Origin of the sequence: Nonomuraea candida, assembly GCF_000725485.1 — a bacterium.
In the GTDB taxonomy this organism is placed as follows: Bacteria; Actinomycetota; Actinomycetes; order Streptosporangiales; family Streptosporangiaceae; genus Nonomuraea; species Nonomuraea candida.
The window spans coordinates 215030-234563 of the sequence record NZ_JOAG01000019.1; the positions used below are offsets into that span (position 1 = coordinate 215030).

The 19534-nt window shown below is 72.8% G+C and carries 17 protein-coding genes; 7 read left to right on the forward strand and 10 right to left on the reverse strand.

Features of this window, described 5'->3' with window-relative positions:
• Positions 1 to 7 precede the first annotated feature (7 nt).
• From IO39_RS20130 to IO39_RS20140, 3 genes are all read right to left on the reverse strand, one after another.
• Positions 8 to 1414, reverse strand: coding sequence for an AAA family ATPase (locus tag IO39_RS20130; protein ID WP_043625178.1), 1407 nt, complete (start codon positions 1412 to 1414; stop codon positions 8 to 10).
• A 226-nt stretch (positions 1415 to 1640) separates the two neighbouring features.
• Positions 1641 to 2042: a hypothetical protein gene (locus IO39_RS20135; protein ID WP_157548644.1), complete on the reverse strand. Its 402-nt coding sequence runs from the start codon at positions 2040 to 2042 to the stop codon at positions 1641 to 1643.
• Positions 2043 to 2140: 98 nt separating this feature from the next.
• Positions 2141 to 3301, reverse strand: a complete 1161-nt coding sequence (locus IO39_RS20140) for an MFS transporter (RefSeq protein ID WP_063765310.1) — start codon at positions 3299 to 3301, stop codon at positions 2141 to 2143.
• Positions 3302 to 3391: 90 nt separating this feature from the next.
• Between IO39_RS20140 and IO39_RS20145 the strand changes: the two genes are divergently transcribed.
• The 3 genes from IO39_RS20145 to IO39_RS20155 are packed head-to-tail and all read left to right on the forward strand — an operon-like array spanning position 3392 to position 6901.
• On the forward strand, positions 3392 to 3790 hold the full coding sequence (locus IO39_RS20145; RefSeq protein ID WP_063765316.1) for an ArsR/SmtB family transcription factor: 399 nt from the start codon (positions 3392 to 3394) through the stop codon (positions 3788 to 3790).
• Positions 3777 to 6269, forward strand: coding sequence for an ATP-dependent helicase HrpB (gene hrpB, locus IO39_RS20150; RefSeq protein WP_043625187.1), 2493 nt, complete (start codon positions 3777 to 3779; stop codon positions 6267 to 6269). The genes IO39_RS20145 and hrpB overlap by 14 nt, the downstream gene beginning before the upstream one ends.
• Positions 6266 to 6901, forward strand: a complete 636-nt coding sequence (locus IO39_RS20155; protein WP_043625190.1) for a hypothetical protein — start codon at positions 6266 to 6268, stop codon at positions 6899 to 6901. The genes hrpB and IO39_RS20155 overlap by 4 nt, the downstream gene beginning before the upstream one ends.
• A gap of 154 nt (positions 6902 to 7055) precedes the next feature.
• Here the strand turns inward: IO39_RS20155 and IO39_RS20160 are convergent, their stop codons facing one another.
• Entirely contained in the window at positions 7056 to 8234 is a 1179-nt protein-coding gene (locus IO39_RS20160; RefSeq protein WP_211267074.1) for a threonine synthase, read from the reverse strand.
• Positions 8235 to 8289: 55 nt separating this feature from the next.
• Here IO39_RS20160 and IO39_RS20165 point away from each other — a divergent pair, with 55 nt between their 5' ends.
• Together IO39_RS20165 and IO39_RS20170 are read left to right on the forward strand one after the other, a co-directional pair.
• Positions 8290 to 9828 (forward strand): amidase, encoded by a 1539-nt coding sequence (locus tag IO39_RS20165; protein WP_043625192.1) that lies wholly within the window; start codon positions 8290 to 8292, stop codon positions 9826 to 9828.
• An 87-nt stretch (positions 9829 to 9915) separates the two neighbouring features.
• Positions 9916 to 11265 (forward strand): leucine-rich repeat domain-containing protein, encoded by a 1350-nt coding sequence (locus IO39_RS20170; protein WP_052423104.1) that lies wholly within the window; start codon positions 9916 to 9918, stop codon positions 11263 to 11265.
• 17 nt (positions 11266 to 11282) lie between these two features.
• On the opposite strand, the gene IO39_RS20175 is transcribed toward IO39_RS20170, so the two are convergent.
• The 4 genes from IO39_RS20175 to deoC are packed head-to-tail and all read right to left on the reverse strand — an operon-like array spanning position 11283 to position 14659.
• Positions 11283 to 12128, reverse strand: coding sequence for an aldehyde dehydrogenase family protein (locus tag IO39_RS20175; RefSeq protein ID WP_043625195.1), 846 nt, complete (start codon positions 12126 to 12128; stop codon positions 11283 to 11285).
• Complete coding sequence (locus tag IO39_RS20180) at positions 12121 to 12315, reverse strand: hypothetical protein (RefSeq protein ID WP_043625198.1); 195 nt, start codon at positions 12313 to 12315, stop codon at positions 12121 to 12123. The genes IO39_RS20175 and IO39_RS20180 overlap by 8 nt, the downstream gene beginning before the upstream one ends.
• Entirely contained in the window at positions 12308 to 13726 is a 1419-nt protein-coding gene (locus tag IO39_RS20185) for an aldehyde dehydrogenase family protein (RefSeq protein ID WP_043625201.1), read from the reverse strand. Before IO39_RS20185 ends, IO39_RS20180 begins: the two co-directional genes overlap by 8 nt.
• A gap of 3 nt (positions 13727 to 13729) precedes the next feature.
• Positions 13730 to 14659 carry a deoxyribose-phosphate aldolase gene (deoC, locus tag IO39_RS20190; protein ID WP_043625419.1) on the reverse strand — a complete coding sequence of 310 codons (930 nt, stop codon included), beginning with the start codon at positions 14657 to 14659 and terminating at the stop codon, positions 13730 to 13732.
• A 197-nt stretch (positions 14660 to 14856) separates the two neighbouring features.
• On the opposite strand from deoC, the gene IO39_RS56065 reads away from it, so the two are divergent.
• Positions 14857 to 15003 carry a hypothetical protein gene (locus IO39_RS56065; protein WP_169789084.1) on the forward strand — a complete coding sequence of 49 codons (147 nt, stop codon included), beginning with the start codon at positions 14857 to 14859 and terminating at the stop codon, positions 15001 to 15003.
• Between the two features lie 192 nt (positions 15004 to 15195).
• Complete coding sequence (locus IO39_RS20195; RefSeq protein ID WP_245642079.1) at positions 15196 to 18045, forward strand: ATP-binding protein; 2850 nt, start codon at positions 15196 to 15198, stop codon at positions 18043 to 18045.
• Between the two features lie 77 nt (positions 18046 to 18122).
• Here the strand turns inward: IO39_RS20195 and IO39_RS20200 are convergent, their stop codons facing one another.
• The gene (locus tag IO39_RS20200) at positions 18123 to 18764 is read right to left on the reverse strand and encodes a class I SAM-dependent methyltransferase (protein WP_043625218.1); all 642 of its coding nucleotides are present in this window, start codon (positions 18762 to 18764) and stop codon (positions 18123 to 18125) included.
• A gap of 72 nt (positions 18765 to 18836) precedes the next feature.
• Complete coding sequence (locus IO39_RS20205; RefSeq protein WP_043625221.1) at positions 18837 to 19403, reverse strand: TMEM165/GDT1 family protein; 567 nt, start codon at positions 19401 to 19403, stop codon at positions 18837 to 18839.
• Positions 19404 to 19534 lie beyond the last annotated feature (131 nt).

The window sequence follows — 19534 nt, forward strand, 5'->3', positions numbered from 1 at the left end:
GGATGGTTCAATCCGACTTCTCGTCAATCGCTCGCCTGCGTGCCGCCCGGTTCATGGCAGAAGCCTCCTCGAACTGGTTGCCGAAGAAATCATCCGGCCAGTTGGTGATGTTTCCGAAGGGGTCCAGCACCAGCCTGTCCACCCTGGAGGCGGCGCCTTCCGTCCGGCAGAAGTAGAGCAGGCAGTCATCCGGCTCCAAGGTCACCCCTCTGCCGATCTCCCGCTCGGCGATACGGCGCTGCAAGCGCATGAGGAAATGCTCGGAATGGCTTTCGACCACGACCTGGATGTTGCGGACTTTCGCTGCCTCGATGACCACGTCCGCCAATCCACTCTGCACGGCGGGGTGCAGATGAATCTCCGGTTGCTCAAGGAGCACCGTCGACCCCTCAGGCGCGTACGCCAGCAGGACCAGCACCGGCAGCACCTGGCTGACTCCGAAGCCGACATCCGTGAGCAGGACCGGCGTGCTGGCAGGCGAGCGCCTCACCTGCACGCGGTACAGGGTCCCCCTGTCGTCGACCGGCTCGACGGCGAAGGAGTGAATCAGCCCGAGTTCCTGCAGCCAGGCTGCGACGTGCTCCTCCACGCTGATCAGCCTGGTACGGCGCAGACCGTCCTTCCGGACCGCGAAACCGCGTGCGTTGGTCCTTCCGTCGGCCTGCGAGGCGATCAGCGCCTCCACCGCCAGTTCGCCCCTCCTCCCGACATCGACAGGTCGCCCACCCGACCAGATGTATTGACGCGCCGGATCCTGCCGCAGGGGGCCCAGATAATAAATGCGGCCGCACAGCTTCTCGAACTGCAGCTCCAGGTCGGACAGGAAGGCCGCGTTCTGGAAGTACGCCCGCACCTGGTCAGGGAAACTGTAGAACTTCCCCGGCGCGGGCAATGGCCACGGCCTGCCCGTGACGCGCTTGAAGTGGTAGTCGTTGGAGCTGAGCACGTATTCGTCTTTGCCACTCCTGCTGCGTGTCAGAGAAAAACTCAGCCGGCCCATGCCGTACTCGATCTGCTGCACCACCGGAAATGATCGCACCTCCCGGACCCGCGCGTGCAGACTGAGGTCCCGGCTCGCCGCGATCGGGCTTCTCTTTTTCGTCTCGGTGTTCTGGATCTCGAACACCCGGCTCTCGCGCCACCCGATCTCGATGCCGACCGTGCGCTCGGAATCGTGCTGGAACGTGATGTCGTTGAAGGTTCCCAGGCTCACGAGTGAAGCCGGCCCGCCACCCAGATCGAAGACGCGGCCTCTGTCCGACGACTCGGCGGTCTGCTTGAGCAGGAGCAGGCTCTGCAGAAAACTGGTCTTTCCCGAAGAGTTGCTGCCGAAGAGGGCTGTTATCGGACCGAACTCGACATTACCGCTGTCTTCCCAAGCCTTGAAATTCTCGAGTCTGAGATGCGTTATCATCAATCATCGTCTCTCTTGCGGCCTGCGTCGAGTGCCACGTCATTCCCGACAAGTAGCTTAGTAGTTGCGGGATGCCGCGTCGCCGATCCATGGATATGAGCCTTTCACGGCTTTGCGCCCAAACGACGACCGAGTCACCCGCTCCATGCCTGAGGGCGCGTCACCACTTACGGAGCCGCCGCCCGGCCGGTGCTCAACGCGACCGGCGACGGCCCCCTCGCTCCCCTCAGAAGCGGCGGGGGTAGCGGCTGCACCAGGCGAAGACGACGGCGAAGAGGGCCCAGGCGGTGACGTACGCGAGGGGATGCGCCCATCCGTCCCCCACGATGTCGGCCAGCGCGGCCCGGCCCTCGAAGTAGGCGGCCAGGCCGATCACCGCGCCCGGGATCGCGCCCCACCACCGTTTCCACCACACCTCGTGGACGGCCACCTCGAACACCACGAGGACGATCGGGCCGAACAGCAGGAACTTCAGGTTCGGCGGATGGGACAGCAGGGCGGCCAGCACCATGACCGCCACCGCCGAGGCGGCCGTCAGCGCGACGACGGTGCCGAAGGGCGCCGGCTCGTCACGCGGGTCGCTCTCCGGGGGCGCGGGCTCGTCTCGGGCGTCGGGGTCATTCAACACATCCGCCATTCTGGCAACGACTCCGCACGACGACTCCCGAAATTTCCCACTAATTCACACCCCACAGCCCGACCAGCCGAGAGCCGGCTTCGAAGGGGTCAGGCCGGGGCGCGGTTCTCGAGCGGGCCGGAGGAGGGGGCGGTGGCCGCCGGGCGGTAGGTGGCCAGGGTGAACAGCAGGCCGATCAGGCCGAGGCCGGCGGAGAGCACGACCACCCCCGTCCGGCCGTACGCCTCCAGCGCCGCCCCGCCGGCCACCCCCGCCACGAACAGCCCGGCGTACTGGGCCGACGACAGCAGCCCCAGCCCGATCGACACGTTGCCCGGCACGGCGGTGACGGTCCTGAACTGCTGGGCGGGCGCGACCAGCCAACCGACCGCGCCCCACAGGAAGCCCCACACGAGCGCGACGGGCAGCGCCAGGTTCGCCACGGGGATCAGCGCGAGGAAGACGACACCCGCGGCCAGCCCGATGAGGATCATCCGGCGCGGCCCGTACGCGTCGGTGAGCCGCCCGCCCACCGCGTTCCCCACGATGCCGCCGAGCCCCCAGGCCCACAGCAGCGCCGGCAGCGGCAGGTCGAACAGCGACCCGATGTAGGTGTAGGCGCTGAACCCGGCCGCGAAGAACAGCAGTTGCGTGACCATCACCGCCAGCACCCGCCGCTCGCGCAACGGCTCGAACCTCTCCCGCAGCCGTCCCGAGGCCGCGATCCGCACCTCGGGCACCAGGGCCGCCACGCCGACGAGCCCGACCACGCCGAGCCCGGTGACCATCCACAACGTGGCCCGCCACCCGGCGGCCTCGCCCAGCCAGGTCCCGAGCGGCACCCCGACGGCCGAGGCCACGCTCAGCCCGCCCATGACCAGCGCCAGCGCGCGCCCGCGCCGCTCGGGCGGGGTCAGCGCGTTCGCCACGGCCGACGAGGTGGGCGTGAACATGGCCGCCCCCGCCGCCGCGACCACCCGGGTGACGAGGACCAGCGCGTACGTCGGCGCCAGCGCGGTCAGCACGTTCCCCGTCACGAACACGCCCATGGCCACCAGCAACAGCGTCCTGCGCGACATGCGCACGGTCAGCGCGGCCAGCAGCGGCGACAACACCGCGTACGCCAGCGCGAACACCGTCATGAGCTGCCCCGCCGCCGACCGGGAGACCCCCAGGTCGGCGGAGATGGGCGGCAGCAGCCCCGCGGTCACGAACATGCCCGTGCCGATCGCGAAATTCCCGGCGGCCATCGGATACAGCCGTGAACTCAATGCAGCCCTCCAGCCAGAATGTTTGATGCCCATCAAACTGACGTATAGTTGGACCGATGTCAAACAATTAGCCGGAGGTAGGGTTTGACCATGCGTCTGCTGCCGCACCCCGCCACGGAGGACATCGAGCTCACCGAGGTCCTGCGCGCGCTGTCCGACCCCGTGCGCCTGCAGATCGCCCTCCGCCTGTCCGTCGCCGGCGAGATGAACTGCACCACCGCGGGCGACGACCTCGGCGTGCACAAGTCGACCGCCTCGCACCACTACCGCACGCTGCGCGAGGCCGGCGTGGTCCTCACCAAGCAGGAGGGCAGGCTGAAGTACATGAGCCTGCGCCGCGCCGACCTGGAGACCCGCTTCCCGGGGCTGCTCGACGCGGTCCTGTCCGCCGCGGCCCTCCACGAGGCCCAGGCCGCCCGCGACCAGCGAGTCGCCGCGGACGCCCCGGCCGGGCGGCCGAGCGGTGTCGAAGCCCATGCCCCGGTCTGACGACGGGCTGCCCATCAGGCACGTCCTGCCCGGCCTGCTCGCCACCCTCGACCGCCACGGCAGCGCGGTCCTGACCGCGCCGCCCGGCACCGGCAAGACCACGGTGGTCCCCCTGGCCCTGGCCGAGGCGGGCCTGCGGGTGCTGGTGGCCGAGCCGCGCCGCCTGGCCGTGCGCGCGGCGGCCCGCCGCATGGGCGTCAGCTACACGATCAGGGGCGAACGCCACACCGGCGCGAACCCCATGGTCGAGGTCGTCACGACCGGCGTGCTGCTCCAGCGGCTCCAGCGCGACCAGGAGCTGGCCGGGGTCGACGCGGTCGTGCTCGACGAGTGCCACGAACGCCACCTCGACGCCGACACGGCCCTGGCCTTCCTGCTCGACGTACGCGACACGCTCCGCCCCGACCTGCGCCTGCTGGCCACCTCCGCCACCGCCGACGCGGGCCCGTGGTCCGCGCTGATCGGCGGCCCCGTCGTCGCGGCCACCGGCGCCACCCACCCGGTGGAGACGATCTGGGCCCCGCCGCCGCGCCCGGTCGCCCCGCCGCACGGCCTGCGCGTCGATCCCGCCCTGCTGTCGCATGTGGCCTCGGTGGTGCGCAGGGCGCTCGCCGAACGGGACGGCGACGTGCTCTGCTTCCTGCCCGGCGTGGCCGAGATCGGCCGGGTGGCCGCGATGCTGGCGGGCGACGTGGCGCACGTGCTCCAGGTGCACGGCCAGGCCCCGCCGCACGTCCAGGACGCCGTGCTGACCCCGGGCGCGGCCCGCCGGGTGGTGCTGGCCACGTCGGTCGCCGAGTCGAGCCTGACCGTGCCCGGCGTGCGCGTGGTGGTGGACGCCGGGCTGGCCCGCGAGCCGCGTACCGACCACGCCCGCGGCCTCGGCTCCCTCACCACGGTCAGGGTCTCGAAGGCGTCGGCCGCCCAGCGCGCCGGCCGGGCGGGCCGCGAGGCCCCCGGCACCGTCTACCGCTGCTGGGCGGCGGCCGACCACGAGCGGCTGGCCGAGCACGCCCGCCCGGAGATCGCGCTCGCCGACCTGACGGGCTTCGCGCTGCAGGCCGCCTGCTGGGGCGTCCCGGACGCCGCGGGCCTGGCCCTGCTGGACCCGCCGCCGCCGGCCGCGATGTCGGCCGCCACCCGCACCCTGGAGCTCCTCGGCGCGCTCGACGGCGGCAGGGTGACCGGGCGCGGGCGGCGGATGGCACTGGCCGGGGTGCACCCGCGCCTGGCCAGGGTCCTGCTGGACCTCGGGCCCGAGGCGGCCGACGTGGTGGCGTTGCTGTCGGAGCAGCTGCCCCGCGAGTCGCCCGACGACCTGGTGGAGGTCTGGCGCGCGGCCCGCCGCGGCGGCACCGGCTTCGCCGCCCGCTGGCGCCAGGAGGCCGCCCGCCTGCGCCGTACGGCGGCCCAGGCCGGCCCCGCCGAGCGGAAACCGCCCGCCACCGGCACCCAGCGCCCCGGCGGCACGGAACCGGGCGACCCCGGGCCGCCCGGTGACCGGCACCCGCCCGGTGACCGGCGTCTGTCCGGTGACGCGCTGGCGGGGATGGCGGTGGCGCTGGCGTTCCCCGAGCGGGTGGCGCGCAGGCGCGGCGGCGGCTACCTCATGGCCTCGGGCACCCAGGCCCAGCTCGCCGAGAACTCCAAGCTCCGTACCGCCGAATGGCTGGCCGTCGCGATCGCCGACCGTCCCACCGGCTCGGCCTCGGCCCGCGTCAGGCAGGCCGTCGTCATCGACGAGGCCACCGCGCGGGCGGCGGCGGGCACCACGACCGAGGACGAGGTCACCTGGCGGGTCCCGCCGGGCGAGCGCCGCGGCGACGTGTCGGCCCGCAGGGTGGAGCGCCTGGGCGCGATCGAGCTGTCGTCCGCCCCGCTCAAGGACGCCGACGTCCGCCCGGCCATCCTGTACGGCCTGCGCACGGAAGACGTCCTGACCTGGACGAGACCCGCCAGGGAGCTGCGTGACCGCCTGGCCTTCTGCCACCGCGCGATCGGCGCCCCCTGGCCGCCGATGGACGACCTCGCCGGCCTGGCCGACCAGTGGCTGGAGCCGGAGCTGTCCAGGGCCCGCCGCCGCGCCGACCTGGAACGCATCGACGTCGCGACCGCGCTGCGACGGCTGATCCCGTGGAGCGAGCGCCTCGACGTGACGGCTCCCGAGCGCATCGAGGTGCCCAGCGGCTCCAGCGTCCGGCTGGACTACTCCGACGAGAGCGGGCAGCCGGTGCTGGCGGTGAAGCTGCAGGAGCTGTTCGGCTGGCAGGAGACGCCGCGCATCGCGGGCGTGCCGGTGCTGGTGCACCTGCTCTCCCCGGCGGGCCGGCCGCTGGCGGTGACGGCGGACCTGGCCTCGTTCTGGCGGGACGGCTACCGTTCCGTACGCGCGGAGATGCGTGGCCGCTACCCCCGGCATCCCTGGCCGGAGGACCCGCTCACCGCGCCGCCCACCCGCCGTACGAAAGGAAGACGATGAGCGACTGGCAGGCCGTGGCCGCCCACGACAACGCGCAGTGGTGCGACGCGATGTGCCGCGCCCACGGCAGGCCGGGCACGTTCACCGACCGCGCCTGGACCAACCCCGTCAGGACCCCGCCCCTCTACCCCGACGCCGTCACGCTCTCGCCGGCGGCGACGGCGGCCGACGTCCTCGACCACATCGACGCGGGCCCGGGCGCCTCGGTGAAGGACAGCTTCGCCACGCTCGACCTGCCGGGCTTCGAGGTGCTGTTCGAGGCGTGGTGGCTGCACCGCGACGCCCCGGAGCGGGCGGAGGCCACGTGGGAGGTGGTCAGGGACGAGGCCGCGCTCGCCCGCTGGGAGGCGGCGTGCGGCGTGGCCGACCTGTTCCGCCCGGCGCTCCTCGAGGAGGTCACGGTCGTGCACGCGCCGGCCGAGGGCTGCGGCGCGGTCCTGACGGCGACGGGCCCGGCGGTGGGCGTGTCCAACGTGTTCGGCGACCCCGACGTCGCCTGGCCGGGGGTGCTGGCGATGGCGGCCGAGTTGTTCCCCGGCCGCCCCCTGGTCGGCTACGAGAGCGACCCCGAGCCCGCGCTCCGCCACGGCTTCACGACCACGGGCCCGCTGCGCGTCTGGCTCAAGAGCTGAGGTCCCGGCTCAAGAGCTGACGTCGCCCGGCTCAAGCGCTGACGTCCCGGCTCAAGCGCTGACGTCGCCCGGCTCAAGAGCTGGCGTCCCGGCTCAAGCGCTGAGGTCGGCCAGTGCCACCCCCCGTTCAGCGCACCGGGGCTCGGGCTCGGGCTCAGGACGTGAGGTCGTCCAGGGTCGGGTTCTCGATGACGGGATGGCGCTCGCCCCCCACCCCCGCGTCCTTGAACCCGCTGGAGGTGGCGATGCAGACGACGGGCCCGTCGAAGTCGCGCCGCAGCCTGCGGTGCCCGGCCAGCCCGGCCGCCCCCGACAGCTCCTGCCACAGCCCCGCCCTGCCCAGCTCCCGCTGCGCCCGCCGCATCTCCTCGTCGGTCACGAGCACCGCCTCGCCGCCGCTGTCGCGCACGGCGGCGACCCCCCGGTGCCCGCCGACCGTCCCGGCCAGCGAGTACGCGTCCGTGGGCCCCAGCTCGACGATCGCGGCGGGCGCGCCGGCGGCCAGCGCCTTGGCGTGCGGCCCGCCGGCGGCCGTCTCGCAGGAGAACATCCGCGGAGCCTTCTCCGTCAGCCCGAGCAGCCGCAGCTCCGCGAACCCCTTCCACACCCCGTAGAGCAGCTCGGCGTAGCCGGTGGGCACGAAGACGGCCGCGGGCACCTCGCCGAGCTGCAGGAACACCTCGTACGCGATCGTCTTGTACCCCTCGGGCCCGAACGGGTGCCCGGTGTGCGTGACGGTCTGGTTGCTGACCGGGTGGTAGCCGAGCCGCTCCACCACCTCCCGCAGCAGCGGCCAGCGCTTCTCGCCGGGCATGGAGACGACCTTGGCGCCGTACGCCCGCACGAACGCCTGCACCGCGGGCGGCGACTGCGCCGAGGTCAGCACGATCGCCCGCAGCCCGGCGCGGGCGGCGTAGGCGGCGGCCGAGGCGCCGTGGTTGCCCGAGGAGGCCACGACCACGCCGGGCGCGCCGGCGGCGACGGCGGCGCTCACGGCGACGCGGTTGAGCCGGTCCTTGTGCGACCAGGTCGGGTTGCGCGACTCGTCCTTGACGTAGACGTCGCCGACCCGCACCAGCGGGGTGCCGCCCTCGCCCAGCGTGGGCGCGTCGAGCGGCGGCAGCAGCGGCGACCACCGCGCCAGGTCCGGCCCGGGCTCCTGGGCGAACAGCTCCCGGTCCACCTTCGCGTAGTCGTAGACCACCTCCAAGGGGTAGGCGATCTCGTCGGTGCTGGTCTTGGGGCAGCCCCGCGTCAGCGGCGGGAACAAGGGGAACTCGGCCGAGGGGTCGCCCAGGGAGCGCTGGCGGAGGGCAAGCGAAGGTCCGTTCACGTGAATCGACCCTAGCGACCTCGCAACGATGAGTGAAAACCTGCACACTCTAGTCATGGTGTGGGCAGGCAGGTCCGCCATCGAGATCGCGACGGCCGTGCGGAACGGCGAGGTCAAGGCCACGACCGTCGTCGAGGAGCACCTCCACGTCATCTCGGCGCGGGATCCCGGGATCGGGGCCTTCAGGCGGGTCAGGGAGCAGGCCGTGGACGAGGCGCGGCTGCTGCAGCGGCGGCGCGACCTGGCCGAGCTGCCCCTGGCCGGCGTGCCGGTGGCGGTCAAGGACAACCTCGAGGTGGCCGGCGAGGCCACGCGCGGCGGCTCGGCGGCCACCTCCGGCGCGCCGGCGGCCGAGGACCACGTGACGGTGGCGCGGCTGCGGGCGGCGGGGGCGGTGGTCGTCGGGCTGACGAACCTGCCGGAGCTGGGGCTGGTGGCCTTCGGCGACAGCCCGTACGGCACCGTACGCAACCCCTGGGACCTCTCGCGCACCTCCGGCGGCTCGTCGGCGGGCAGCGCGGCGGCCGTGGCGGCGGGCATGGTGCCGCTGGCGCTCGGCAACGACGGCATGGGCTCCCTGCGCATCCCGGGGGCGTGCTGCGGCGTGCTCGCCATCAAGCCGGGCCTCGGCCTGGTGCCCCCGCCGGCGGACGACTGGGACGGGCTCACCGAGAACGGCCCGCTGGCCACGACCGTCGCCGACCTCGCGCTCGCGCTGTCCGTGCTGGCCGCCGACCCGACGCTGGCCGAGTCGTGGCGCGGCGGGCGGCGCGTCGAGCCGCCGCCGCGCATGCTGCGCTCGGTGTGGGCGGACGACGACCAGGTGTGGGAGCCGCAGCCGCCGACCGTCAGCCCGGAGCCGTTCGACCTGCGGGTGGCCTTCGCACCACAACCGCTGCCGGCGGGGCTGCGGATGGACAGGGAGTTCAGGGCCGCGGTACGCGCCGCGGCCGAGACGCTGCGCGTGGCCGGGCACACGGTGGTGGAGCACGAGCGCCGGCTGCCCGCCTGGCTCGGCCTGTCCACGATCGCGACCTGGCTGACCCGCGCCGCCACCTCCGCCGACACCCTCGGCCGGCCCCGCCCCGGCCCGGGAACCCCTGCGGACGGCCCGATCCCACCGCCCGGACCCGGCACGAACCCGCCCGGGCGCGGGCGTGGCGCGGGCGTGGGTGGCGGGCTGGAGCGGCGCACCAGGGCGCTGGCGCGCGCCGGCCGGGTGCTGCGCGCGCTCAGCCTGGACGGCGCGCGCGGCCGGGAGCGCTGGCGCGGCTACGGCGCCGACCAGTGGTTCGGCCGGGCCGACGCGCTCGTCATGCCCGCGCTGGCCGCGATCCCGCCGCGCGCCGACCGCTGGGGCGAGCGCGGCTTCCTGCGCAACGCCTGGACGAACGTCGGCTACGCCCCCGCCACCGGCGCCTGGAACATGTGCGGCTGGCCCGCGATGACCGTCCCCATGGCCACCCACTCCACCGCGCTGCCGATCGGCGTGCAGCTCATCGCCCCGCCCGGCGGCGAGCCCCACCTGCTGGGCCTGGCGGCGCAGCTCCAGGCCGCCCACCCGCCGCTCCGGCCACCCGGCTTCTCCTTCTAGGCCACCGACCCCGAGCACCGATTCGGAGCAGTGATCGGGAGCACTGGCCCTGGGGTTTGTCGGCCGGGCCCCCTAAGGTCTCGTGCCATGATCCAACCCTCAGACCTGACCGCCCTGCGCGCCAAGCTGCCGGCCGCGTCCCCGGCCAACGCCTGGAAGGCCGTCCGGCGGCTCGCGCTGGGCGGCCGGGGCGACGACGTGCTCACCCTGGCCGCCGACTACGCCGAGATCGCCCGGCCCGGCACGGACAAGCTGGTCAAGCTCTGGTCCGAGGCGCTCGACCGCGACGGCTTCGCGGAGCGCGTGCTGGCGCCGGCGTTCGCCGCGGAGGGGCGTACCGAGCTGGAGCTGCGCAAGCAGGGCTCGCTCACGGGGCTGCGGCACCTGACGATGCTCGAAAGCCTGACCCTCGACCGCTGCAGGAGCCTGACGGACCTGTCGGAGCTGTCCGCGCTGACCGGGCTGCGCGTGCTGAACCTGGACGGCTGCGCGGCCCTCACCGACCTGACGCCGCTGGCCGCGCTCACCGGGCTCACGGCGCTGCTCCTGCCCAACTGCCGCCAGGTGAGCGACGTCTCCCCGCTCCTCGCCCTGCACCGCCTGCGCCGGCTCGACCTGCGCGGCTCGGCGGTGGCGAGCGTCGCGGGGTTCGGCGACGCGTTCCCCGCCCTCGAAGAGCTCGACCTGAGCGGCTGCCGGTTCGTCGAGGACGTACGCGGCCTGTCCGGGCTGCGCCGGCTGAGAGAGCTGGACCTGAGCCGTACCAAGATCACCAGCCTGGAGGGGCTGCACGACCTCGGCGCGGTCACCAAGCTGAGCCTGCACAGCACCCGCCTGACCGGTCTCGACGGCATCGGCGTCATGACGGCGCTGGAGACGCTCTGGCTCGGCGGCAGCACGAAGGTGAAGAGCCTCGACGGCCTGGGCCACCACCCCCGCCTCACGTCTCTCGGCCTGCCGCCCGCCGGGCTCCCCGACCTGCGCCCGCTGTCGCGGCTGCCCGCGCTGGAACGGCTGACCATCGACAGGGACCAGCGGCTCACCTCGCTCGACGGGCTCGAAGGGCACCCGTCGCTGCGGGAGGTCGAGCTGGTCTACGCGGAGGACCTGCGTGACTTCTCCGCGCTCGCCCGCATGCCCGCCCTGCGCGTGCTGACCCTCCAGGGAATGGACCGGCTCGCCGACCTCACCCCGTTCTCGGGGCTGCTCCACCTGGAGGAGCTCCACATCGCCTGCACCGATCTGCGCGCCTTCGGCGACCTCGACCGGCTGCCCGCCCTGCGCAAGCTGGAGTTCTACGACTGCCGCGAACTGAGCGACCTGGGCGCGGCGCTCACGTTCCCCTCGCTCAAGGAGGTCTGCGTGAACGCCTGCCCCGCCCTGCCGCGCGACCTCGTCGCGGACCTGAAGGCCCGGAGCCTGTTCACCCAGTGGTGAGGCTCCGGGCCCCGCGCTCAGTGGCCGACCGGGTGCCAGACGGTCTTGGTCTCCAGGAAGCGCGTCATGCGGCCGGTCCCCGGATCGGCCGCCCAGTCCTCCTTGGCGGGCCGCAGGACCCGCTTGAGGTTCTCGGCCGCCTCCTGCTCGCAGCGCAGCGCCAGGTCGGCGTCGGTGACGCCGGTCAGGTCGAGGCCGTTGACGTCCATGTGCGCCGCCAGCCAGGGGGCCAGCTCGGCCTGCTGACCGGTGAGGATGTTGACGACCCCGCCGGGCAGGTCGGACGTGGCCAGCACCTCGGCCAGGGTGATCGCGGCCAGCGGCGCCGGCTCGGAGGCCACCACGACGCAGGTGTTGCCGGTCACGATCACCGGCGCGACCACCGAGACCAGCCCGAGCAGCGGGTCGGCGGGCGCCACCACGGCCACCACGCCGGTCGGCTCGGGGGTGGACAGGTTGAAGTAGGGCCCGGCCACCGGGTTGGCCGCGCCGCGCACGGCGGTGATCTTGTCGGACCAGCCGGCGTACCAGACCAGCCGGTCCACCGTCGCGTCCACCTGCTCCAGCGCGGCGCGCTTGCCGCCGCCCAGCTCGTCGGCGAACTGCGCGCGCCGCCCCTCCAGCATCTCGGCGACGCGGTAGAGGATCTGCCCCCTGTTGTACGGCGTCGCGCCCGACCAGCCGGGGAACGCCTTGCGCGCGGCCACCACGGCGTCACGGGCGTCCTTGCGCGAGGCCCGTGAGGCGTTGGCGACGAACTCGCCCTTGGCCGAGGTCACGGGGTAGGACCTTCCACTCTCCGAGCGCGGGAACGCCCCTCCGATGTACAGCTTGTAGGTCTTCTTGACGGACAACCTACTCATCGCCCCGACCCCTCCACGTGGACTCCTGCGACATCTGCACCGGCACGAAGACCTGGTGGCAGCGGCTCACGCCGCAGCGGTGGGCGTACCAGCCGGTGCGGACGGGGCGGCCGGCCCTGGCGAAGGCGTGCCCCCTGGTGGCCTGGGCCCGCCGCTGCCCGCGGCGGGACCGGCGGTGCTCACACATCAAGGTAGGCCTCCAGACCGTGCAGCCCGCCCTCGCGGCCGTACCCGGACTCCTTGTAGCCCCCGAAGGGGGACGTCGGGTCGAACTTGTTGAACGTGTTGGCCCACACCACGCCGGCCCGCAGCCGGTCGGCCATCCACAGGATGCGCGAGCCCTTCTCGGTCCACACGCCCGCCGACAGCCCGTACGGCGTGTTGTTGGCCTTCTCCACGGCCTCGGCCGGGGTGCGGAAGGTCAGCACCGACAGGACGGGGCCGAAGATCTCCTCCCTGGCGATGCTGTGCGACTGCGCCACCCCGGTGAACAGCGTCGGCGGGAACCAGAAGCCCCTGCCGGGCAGCTCGCACGCGGGCGACCAGCGCTCGGCCCCCTCCGACTCGCCGAGGTCGCTCAGCCGGCGGATCTTGGCGAGCTGCTCGGCCGAGTTGATCGCGCCGATGTCGGTGTTCTTGTCCAGCGGGTCGCCCAGCCGCAGCGTGCCGAGCCGGCGCTTGAGCGCGGCCAGCAGCTCCTCCTGGATGGACTCCTGCACCAGCAGCCGCGACCCGGCGCAGCACACGTGGCCCTGGTTGAAGAAGATCCCGTTGACGATCCCCTCCACGGCCTGGTCGACGGCCGCGTCGTCGAAGACGATGTTCGCGGCCTTGCCGCCCAGCTCCAGGGTGAGCTTCTTGTTCGTGCCGGCCACCGCCCTGGCGATGATCCGGCCGACTTCGGTGGAGCCGGTGAAGGCCACCTTGTTGACGTCGGGGTGGGCCACCACGGCGGCGCCGGTCTCGCCCGCGCCGGTGACGATGTTGACCACGCCGGGCGGCAGGTCGGCCTGGCGGCAGATGTCGGCGAACAGCAGCGCGGTCAGCGGGGTCGTCTCGGCCGGCTTGAGCACCACCGTGTTGCCGCAGGCCAGCGCGGGAGCGATCTTCCAGGCCAGCATGAGCAGCGGGAAGTTCCACGGGATGACCTGCCCGGCCACGCCGAGCGGCTTCGTGCCGAACCCGGCGTACGCCAGCTTGTCGGCCCAGCCCGCGTAGTAGAAGAAGTGCGCGGCGACCAGCGGCAGGTCCACGTCGCGCGACTCGCGGATGGGCTTGCCGTTGTCGAGCGACTCCAGCACGGCCAGCTCCCTGGCGCGCTCCTGGATCAGCCGCGCGATGCGGAAGAGGTATTTGGCCCGCTCGCTGCCGGGCAGCGCGCTCCAGGCGCCGAACGCCTTGCGCGCCGCCTGCACGGCGCGGTCGACGTCGTCGGAGGAGGCGGTGGCCACCTCCGCCAGCGTCTCCTCGGTGGCCGGGTTGACGGTCTTGAAGGAGGGGCCCGAGCCCTCGACGAACTCGCCGTTGATGAACAGCCCGTAGGACGACCTCAGGTCCACGACGTCGCGCGACTCGGGCGCGGGTGCGTATTCGAACATCGGCTAGTCCTGGGTGAAGTAGTCGGGGCCCGCGTACCGGCCGGTGGCCAGCTTCTGGCGCTGCATCAGCAGGTCGTTGAGGAGCGAGGAGGCGCCCAGCCGGAACCACTCGGGGGTCAGCCAGTCGTCGCCCGCGGTCTCGTTGACCAGCACCAGGTTCTTGATCGCGTCTTTCGTGGTGCGGATGCCGCCCGCCGGCTTCACGCCGACCTGCCGGCCCGTCGCGTCGCGGAAGTCGCGCACCGCCTCCAGCATGATCAGCGTCACCGGCGGCGTGGCGGCCGGCGACACCTTGCCCGTGGAGGTCTTGATGAAGTCGGCGCCGGCCAGCATGGCCAGCCAGGACGCCCGCCGCACGTTGTCGTAGGTGGACAGCTCGCCGGTCTCCAGGATCACCTTCAGGTGGGCGGCCCCGCAGGCCGCCTTCACCGCGACGATCTCCTCGTAGACTTTCATGTAGTGCCCGGACAGGAACGCGCCCCGGTCGATCACCATGTCGATCTCGTCGGCGCCCGCCGCGACCGCCAGCGAGGTGTCGCTGACCTTGACCTCCAGCGAGGTGCGCCCGCTGGGGAACGCGGTGGCCACGGAGGCGATCTTGATGCCGGTGCCCTTGAGCGCGTCGGCCGCGACGGAGACGAGGTCGGGATAGACGCAGACGGCCGCCACCGAGGGCGCGTCACCGCCCGGCCGCACGGCCTTGGCGCACATGGCCCGCACCTTGCCCGCCGTGTCGGCGCCTTCGAGAGTGGTCAGGTCGACCATGGAGATGGCCAGGTCGATCGCCTGCGCCTTGGCCGAGGTCTTGATCGAACGGGTGCCCAGCATCGCCGCCCGCTGGTCCGCGCCGACCCGGTCGACCCCGGGCAGGCCGTGCAGAAATGCTCGCAGCGCCGCGTCGGACGAAGCGACGTCCGCGAGCGAGGTAGTCAGAGTTGACACCTAGACAGCATCGCCGACCAGGGCCTCTACCTCCAAACCGGACCACCTTAGGGCACCTGAGGCGCAGGTCCTAGGTATGCCGGGGCCTTTCGCGCGCCGGAGATAAGGCATCCACCCGATGTGCCGGGGCGGGCCTTAGCCCGAGTCTTGAAGGTGTCGGGAAACGACACGAGACAACAGGAGAGAAGATGAACCCCGAGATCGAGTTCGAGCTCATGAAGAGTCAGGCCAGCGAGCTGCGCAGGGCCGCCGCCGAGCACCGCCGCGTACGCGAGGCCGAGCGTGGCAACAAGAGCGAGCGCCGCTCGTTCTTCGGCAAGCGCCGCTCCTCATGACCGCCCCACGAGAGCCCGGCCGCATCCTCGCTCGCGGCCGGGTCTCGATCCCCCCGTAACGCCGGCGGCGGCCGGCGGGCTCGGCGCCTCGCGAAAGACGGATGTCGCATGAAGGACATCCGTAGGACGAACGTGCTCAAACAGCCATAAATCCGTCGAGAGCATCGGATGTTGCATGAAATGCTGGATGACATGCGGGGACGTTCTGTAAGTCCCGTCTTCGTCGGGCGGGAAGAGGAGCTGGCGGCTCTGTCCGAAAGCTTCGACGAGGCCAGGAAAGGCACGGTGACGGCGGTCCTGCTGGGAGGCGAGGCCGGCGTCGGCAAGACCCGGCTCGTCCAGCGGTTCGCCGAGCAGAGTGCCGCCGGCGGCGCCCACGTGCTCTTCGGGGGCTGCGTGGAGCTGTCCACCGAGGGCCTGGCCTACGCGCCCTTCACCGCCGCGCTCCGGCAGCTCGTCCGCGAGCAGGGCCCGGCCGCCGTGGCCGGGCTGCTGCCCGACGGGGCCGAGCGCGACCTGGCCCGGCTGCTGCCCGAGTTCGGCGAGCCCAACGGCGACGGCGAGACCGACACCGGCCGCGCCCGGCTCTTCGAGCAGTTCCTCACCCTGCTGGAACGCCTCGCCGACAGCCGTCCCACGATCCTCGTCATCGAGGACATCCACTGGGCCGACCGCTCCAGCCGCGACCTCATCGCCTTCCTCAGCCGCAACCTGCACACCCCGCAGGCGCTGATCCTGATGACCTACCGCTCCGACGACCTGCACCGCCAGCATCCGCTGCGGCCGGTCCTGGCCGAGCTGGGCCGGGTGCACGGCGTGCACCGGCTCGACCTGCCCCGCCTGTCGCGCGACGAGGTCGCCCAGCAGATGACCGCGATCCTCGGCAAGACCCCCGAGTACACGAAGGTCGAGAAGGTCTACGAGCGCAGCGAGGGCATCCCGCTGTTCGTCGAGGCCATGCTGGAGAGCGGCGAGGAGTGCACGTTCCCCGAATCCATGCAGGACCTCATCCTCAGCTCCGTCGAGCGCCTGCCCGAGGAGACCCAGCGCGTGCTGCGGGTGGCCGCCGCCGGCGGCAACCGGGTCGGCCACGCGCTGCTGGCGGCCGTCAGCGGCCTGTCCGACATCGAGCTGGAGACCGCGCTGCGCCCGGCCATCGCCCGCAACGTGCTGCAGATCGCCGACAACCGCGCCTACGTCTTCCGCCACTCCCTCATCCGCGAGGCCGTGCACGACGAGCTGCTGCCCGGCGAGCGCCAGCGCCTGCACGTCAGGTTCGCCGAGGAGATCTCCAAGGACCGCTCGCTCGTCCCGCCCGGCCGCGCCGCCGTCGAGCTGGCCCACCACTGGTACGGCGCCCGCGACGACCGCTGGGCCCTGATCTCGGCCTGGGAGGCGGCGCGCAAGTCGTTCAAGGCCTACGCCTACACCGAGGCCGTCCCGCTGCTGGAGCGGGTGCTGATGCTCTGGGACCGGGTGCCGGACGCGGCCGAGCTGATCGGCGCCGACCACACCGCCGTGCTGGAGCGCGCCGCCTCGGCCGCCGGCGCCGGCGGTGACGCCGACAAAGGGCTGCGGTTCGTCAAGGGCGCGCTGTCGGAGCTGGACGAGACCGGCGAGCCCGTCCGGGTGGCCCAGCTCCTCGTGCGCCGGGCGGGGCTCAAGAACAACAAGAACCAGCCCGGCGTCATCGACGACCTGCGGCACGCGCTGCGGCTCGTCCCCGAGGAGAGCCACGACCGGGCCGAGGTCGTCACGTCGCTGAGCCGCCACCTGATGCTGCGCGGCAAGATCGAGGAGGCCGGCCGGCTCATCGCCGAGGGCCTCCGCCTGACCAGGCACTACGGCGACCGCGGCCTCGAAGCCAGCCTGCTGATCAACCAGGCCCTCGGCCACTCGCTGAACGGCGACGCCGAGACCTCGATCGCCATCAACGGCCAGGCGCTGCGGATCGGCCGCGAGGAGAACGCCGGCGAGCTGATCACCCGGGCGCTCGGCAACAGCATCGACGCCCTGCTCGACCTGGGCCGCGAGGACGAGGCGCTGCGCCTGTCGGAGGACGGCTGGCGCATCGCCAAGAAGTACGGCCGGCTGCGCGGCAGCGGCACGTTCATCGCCAACAACTGGGCCGAGGCGCTGGAGGTGCTGGGCCGCTGGGACGAGGCCATCGAGGTGGTCGAGAACGCGCTCAGCCACGGCCCCGTCCTGCGCACCCGGTTCGCGCTGCTGCGCGTGCGCGCCGACATCGCCATGGCCAGGGGCGAGCTGCAGCTCGTCGAGGCCCTGATGTCGGAGGTGGGCGCGTTCAAGGACCGCTCGGAGGAGTTCGTCCAGGACATCATCAACAACGCCCGCCTGCGCATGACCTACCACCTGGTCACCGGCCGGCCCGACGGCGCGCTGGCCGAGGCGGAGCAGGTGCTCACGCACTGGCAGCCGAGCAAGGCCATGCTCGGCTGGCGGATGCTCTCCTCGGTGCGCGCGGTCTGCGACGCCGCCCAGGACACCGAACGCGACCGCGCCGCCGCGGTACGCCGCCAGGCCGCCGAGGTGGCCGCCGAGCTGCGGGTCAGCGGGCCGGTCGTGGAGGCGTACCGGATGTCGTACGCCGGCGACTTCGACGGCGCGGCGGCGGCCTGGGAACGGCTCGGGCGCCCGCACAACCAGTCCAAGGCCCTGACCCGGTCCGCCCGCCAGGCCGCCAGGGACGGCGACCGGGAGGGCGCGGCCGTCCGGCTCAAGGCGGCGCTGCCGCTGGCCAGGGCGCTGCGCGCGACCCCGCTGGTCGAGGAGATCGAGGCGCTGTCGCGCCGGGTGGGCGGGCTCCAGCAGGCCCAGGAGCCGTCGGAGCTGCTGACGCCGCGGGAGCTGGAGGTGCTGCGCCTGGTGACTCAGGGGCGTACCAACCGGGACATCGCGGCGGAGCTGTTCATCTCGGCGAAGACGGTGAGCGTGCACGTCTCCAACATCCTGGGCAAGCTCGGCGTCACCACGCGCGGCGAGGCGGCCGCCGCCGCCCACCGCCTGTCACTCCTGTCGTAACCCCGCCATCCGCTACCCACGACCCGCCGCCCGGGGCCCGCGGTGTGCGGGCCGGGTGCGGGGGCGGGCTTTCCGGCTCAGCGGCGGCGCATCAGCAGGCTGCCCCGGCGGTGCTGCCGCTCGCCCTCGTGCGGCTTGCGGAGCACCCGGCCGACCTCGGCGAAGCCGGCCGCGCGGGCCAGCGCGGCCAGCTCGTCGATCGGCCACCGGTACGCCGTCGTCACCTTGTGGTCGAACGGCGTCACCGGCTCGTCCTCCGACTCGAAGAAGCCCAGCAGGAGATGGCCGCCCGGGGCCAGGACCCGGCCGAACTCGCCGAGGTAGGCCGGCACCTCCTCCGGCGGCACGTGGATCAGCGAGTACCAGGACACGATGCCCCGCAACGCCCCGTCGGCCAGGTCCAGCGCGTCCATCGAGCCGACCTCGAAGCGCAGGTCGGGAAAGGTCTCCCGGGCCCGCTCGATCATCGCCGGCGCCAGGTCGAGACCGAAGACGTCCAGCCCCAGCCCCCGCAGGTACGCCGTCGTGTAGCCGGGGCCGCACCCCAGCTCGGCCACGGGCCCGCCCCCGGCGGTCCGCACCACCTCGGCGAACACGTCCAGCGCCGCGCGGTCCAGCGGCTGGTCGTCGAGCGCGTCCTTGGCGAGGTCGGCGTAGAGGGCGACAACGGCGTCATAGGCTTCCGCGGTCACGCGGAGATGGGAGGAAGGTCCGGTCATGCCGAGCCACCCTAACCCACCCCTGGCCGCCGCCCCGCCTCGCTTCCCGAGCCGGGGCGTCCGGGGATTCGCCTACAGGAGCGCCTCCACCAGGAGCACCACGCCGAAGACCGCGAACGCGGCGGCGGCGCCGTACCGGATGACCTTCTCGGGGAGGTGCTTGCCGAGCAGCCGGCCGACCAGGATGGCCAGCGCGTCGGCCGCGACCATGCCGACCGTCGAGCCGATCCAGGTGCCCACCCAGTCGTAGCGCGTGGCCAGCGTGATGGTGGCCAGCATCGTCTTGTCGCCCAGCTCGCTCAGGAAGAACGCCACCGTCACCGCGATCAGGGCGTTCCTGGTCGTCCGCTGGGCCTTCTTCGACTCCTCCTCGGTCAGCTCGTCGCCGCGCAGCGTCCAGAGCGCGAAGCCGAGAAAGGCCAGGCCCGCCACGACGGAGATCGCCGTCGTCGGCAGCACGTCGCCGACCAGCCCGCCCACGGCGACGCTGAGCAGGTGCACGACGGTGGTGGCGACCGTGATGCCCAGGATCACGATCCAGGCCTTGAAACGGGTCGCGAACGTCATCGCCATGAGCTGGCTCTTGTCGCCCAGCTCCGCCACGAAGATGGCGACGAGACTGATCCAGAACGCTTCCAACGGTCCTCTTCCGCGCGACCGAGCCAGAAGCAGGAACCCAGGGAGTTTTCGGGCACGACTTCGGCCCGGCAGCGTCTTCGTATCGAACATGACTGCCAGGCCGAAGGTCTCGTCCGCCCGTGATGAGGCCC

Bases quoted from the DNA above. Each gene is read 5' to 3' on its own strand.
- IO39_RS20130 (WP_043625178.1), bottom strand. From the start codon at position 1,414: ATGATAACGCATCTCAGACTCGAGAATTTCAAGGCTTGGGAAGACAGC.
- IO39_RS20145 (WP_063765316.1), top strand. From the start codon at position 3,392: ATGCGTCTGCTGCCGCACCCCGCCACGGAGGACATCGAGCTCACCGAG.
- hrpB (WP_043625187.1), top strand. From the start codon at position 3,777: ATGCCCCGGTCTGACGACGGGCTGCCCATCAGGCACGTCCTGCCCGGC.
- IO39_RS20155 (WP_043625190.1), top strand. From the start codon at position 6,266: ATGAGCGACTGGCAGGCCGTGGCCGCCCACGACAACGCGCAGTGGTGC.
- IO39_RS20165 (WP_043625192.1), top strand. From the start codon at position 8,290: ATGGTGTGGGCAGGCAGGTCCGCCATCGAGATCGCGACGGCCGTGCGG.
- IO39_RS20170 (WP_052423104.1), top strand. From the start codon at position 9,916: ATGATCCAACCCTCAGACCTGACCGCCCTGCGCGCCAAGCTGCCGGCC.
- IO39_RS20175 (WP_043625195.1), bottom strand. From the start codon at position 12,128: ATGAGTAGGTTGTCCGTCAAGAAGACCTACAAGCTGTACATCGGAGGG.
- IO39_RS20180 (WP_043625198.1), bottom strand. From the start codon at position 12,315: ATGTGTGAGCACCGCCGGTCCCGCCGCGGGCAGCGGCGGGCCCAGGCC.
- IO39_RS20185 (WP_043625201.1), bottom strand. From the start codon at position 13,726: ATGTTCGAATACGCACCCGCGCCCGAGTCGCGCGACGTCGTGGACCTG.
- IO39_RS56065 (WP_169789084.1), top strand. From the start codon at position 14,857: ATGAACCCCGAGATCGAGTTCGAGCTCATGAAGAGTCAGGCCAGCGAG.
- IO39_RS20195 (WP_245642079.1), top strand. From the start codon at position 15,196: ATGCGGGGACGTTCTGTAAGTCCCGTCTTCGTCGGGCGGGAAGAGGAG.
- IO39_RS20200 (WP_043625218.1), bottom strand. From the start codon at position 18,764: ATGACCGGACCTTCCTCCCATCTCCGCGTGACCGCGGAAGCCTATGAC.